1 protein-coding gene is annotated in these 2,520 nt (G+C 65.3%); it reads right to left on the bottom strand.

Annotated features, from left to right (window positions below):
- Positions 1-79: 79 nt before the first annotated feature.
- The gene (gene ltrA / locus ABZX61_RS65710) at positions 80-1,837 is read right to left on the bottom strand and encodes a group II intron reverse transcriptase/maturase (RefSeq protein ID WP_355213228.1); all 1,758 of its coding nucleotides are present in this window, start codon (positions 1,835-1,837) and stop codon (positions 80-82) included.
- Positions 1,838-2,520 lie beyond the last annotated feature (683 nt).

Raw genomic sequence — 2,520 nt, 5'->3', positions numbered from 1 at the left:
GCCTCGTCGGGTAGCTCCGGCGCTTTGCAGCGCCGGAGCCCCCTCAGAACCGGCCGTGCCCGCTTTCCAGGCAACCGGCTCAGGCAAGCCCTGAAGGCTTGCGGGCAGGTAGAAGTGCTGGCTTCATATCGTCGTCGCCGGGTCGGTGACGACAGTGTGTGTGAATGAGGTGCGGCGTGGTGTGATCGTCCGGGTTGCTGGACTCCGCGATGGGCGTGATCGCGCGTTGGCGAATCGCCTTGCGGGTGGCCGTGAGCCAGTGTTCCCACTCCTGTGGGCTTTGTGGCTCGCGGTCGGCGTGCAGCAGCAGCCCTCGACATAGCGGGCATCGGCCGTGTTGCTGGCGCAGTAGTCGCCAGAGGGCCGTGTCCATCGGGGGTTTGGAGCGGCGGCGCCGTTCGGCCCAGTAGGTGGTCAGTGCTGGGTTGTCGGGTGAGGCCCGTCCTGCCACCATCCGGTGCCGGACGATCTTCGTCCAGATGAACTTGCGGAGGTAGAAACCGCTCTCCCGGCTTCCGAATACCCACTTGTCCTGTCTGGCGGAGTTGAACATGCCGAAGTAGCGGGCGATCACCCATCGTTTCGGCTTATTCGGGTGGGAGATCGTGGCCCATTTGTGGACCAGTCTCCACACGTGGGCGTCCAGGGCGTTGAATGTGCGCTTGGACACCCCGATCCGGTAGTAGGCGGCCCAGCCCCTGATGATCGGGTTGAGCTGGGCGATCACCGCGTCAGCGTTGGCGCCGCGCAGGGCCTTCACCTCTGCTGAGAGCCGTTTGCGGATCCGCCGCACCGCCTCCTTGCTCGGCTTGGTGAGCAGTTTCCCGCGAAAACGCCGGATCTCGAATCCCAGAAAGTTCACTCCCTGGTCCAGGTGGGTGATCCGGGTCTTGTCCTCGTTGAAGGTCAGACCCCTGGGAGCCAGCCACGCGGCCAACTGGTCCTTGACCTGCTGTGCTCGCTCATGGGTGTGGCATAAAGCGAGCACATCGTCGGCGTATCGCACCAGAACCGGGGAACTGGGCGTGGTGCGCATGGTGTCGCCATCCCAGTACCTGATCCCGGCGGCCTGTTCCATGCCGTGCAGGGCCACGTTCATGAGCACCGGGCTGATCACCCCGCCTTGAGGGACACCCTCGCCGGTCGAGGTGAACCGGTCATTCTCGATCACGCCCGCCGTCAGCCACTGCCGCACCAAGCCCCGAGCGGGGAAGGTGCCCAGCGACGCGAGGATGTGATCATGACCAAGCCGGTCGAATGCCGCCTCCAAATCGGCGTCGAGCACCCACAGCCGTTTGGCGTCCTTGCGGCTTGCCGTGGTGTGGATGGCCACGATCGCATCATGGCAGCCGCGGCCCGGCCGAAAACCATAAGACTTCGGCTCGAACCGTGCTTCCCACTCCGGCTCCAGCGCACCCGCCACCAGAGCTTGCAATGCCCTGTCGGCGATCACTGGAATGCCGAGCGGGCGGCGGCGCCCGTTGCTCTTGGGAACATAGACCCGCCGGACGGGACAAGGTGACCACGACCTGGCGCCGTGTTGCACCCAGGCGGCCAAGTCGGCCTTCTCCTGGGACAACAGCGCCACCTTGCCGTCCACCCCGGCCGTCCTGCGGCCAGCGTTGACCTCCGTCACCCGCCGCACGCTGATCAGCGCGTTGCTGCGAGAGCGGAGCATCAGCTTCTGCAAGTTGCGGACCCTTTTCCGGTCCCCTGCCCGCGAAGCCGCGAAGATCCGCTGCCTGATTCGCCTTACGTCCTCTTCGACCTGGCCCCAATCGATCGAGTCCCAGTCCAGCAGGTCGTCCTTAGGTCCGTTCACCTCGACGGTGTCCAACTTGTCCCTCGGCTCGGGCGTTCCTGACATCTTGCCTTCGCAGGCTCACCAGACCCGCGTCAGCACCCTTTCAGATCAGGGCAATCGCCCCTATCCGGCCAGTTATGCCGGGACCGCTGGCGGAGGAGCCAGCCTCCGGTCCCGTCTTTCCTGTCGCCTTTCGGCTGCCGGCCTTGGCTTTTCGGGTCTTCCTGCGCCCGCTGGGGAGTTTTGCCTTCCTCACGGTCGGCCTACCGGGCGATACCTCGACCGGACCCCATCGGGGTTGTCACGTTCCGCATGAATGAGATGCGACCGGGGTGGGTGCCCTCTGAACCCCGGGGACGGTGATGCGCTCCTGACCGGCCCAATCCCTCCGGTCAGCACCTGCCGCCCTTCTGCGGCCGGTCCCTATCTCCCGCTGCTGCTACCCGTCGGCGAGAGTGGCAATGACGAGGCGTCATCGAGGATTCACTTGCGTTCACCCGTCCGGTCTTCCCCAGCCTGTAACTCCTGGACGGAACAGGAATCCTTGGGCACTTCCCCGGGCTTCACACCCCGCGGTTACCCACGACGCATGCCGAGGCGGGGACGGTCCTTGCGCACGGGACCGGAAACTACACGATCGACATCAGCCGATCCTCCTTCCGTGTCTTCCACTCACTCCATGCGACCTCGTGTCGCACGATCGGGTTGGCCCAGGA

The organism is Nonomuraea sp. NPDC003709 (assembly GCF_040610775.1).
In the GTDB taxonomy this organism is placed as follows: Bacteria; Actinomycetota; Actinomycetes; order Streptosporangiales; family Streptosporangiaceae; genus Nonomuraea; species Nonomuraea angiospora_A.
This window is presented reverse-complemented; position numbering and strand designations above follow the sequence as displayed.